Annotated in this window: 1 protein-coding gene; it reads right to left on the bottom strand. The window is 39.7% G+C overall.

Going from position 1 to position 247, the window contains the following annotated elements; all coding sequences use genetic code 11:
- Positions 1–131 precede the first annotated feature (131 nt).
- Positions 132–247: IS3 family transposase (locus tag HC723_RS17265; protein WP_190339605.1), on the bottom strand; the 116-nt coding region annotated here is incomplete at its 5' end.

Below are 247 nucleotides of genomic sequence, written 5' to 3'. Positions count from 1 at the left end.
CGATACTGTTATTAATTGCTTGCCAGAAAATTCATGCGCCTGCTGTGGTAGCAGTGATATTCAAATTGATAAAGCCCCTTATTACCGTCATCAAGTGCATGAAATACCTGAGCCGATTGTCGATATTCTGGTCAAGCCCAATAGGACACCTGACTTTGTAATTTTTCATAGTCGATTGGCGTTAAATCACCAAGCGTAGTATGCAACCTTTCATGGTTGTAATACCGGATATATTCTTCAACATCTT

Source organism: Vibrio sp. S11_S32, from assembly GCF_014694465.1.
GTDB lineage: Bacteria > Pseudomonadota > Gammaproteobacteria > Enterobacterales > Vibrionaceae > Vibrio > Vibrio algicola.
Note: the sequence above shows the minus strand (reverse complement) of the source record. Positions and strands in the feature narration are given on the sequence as shown.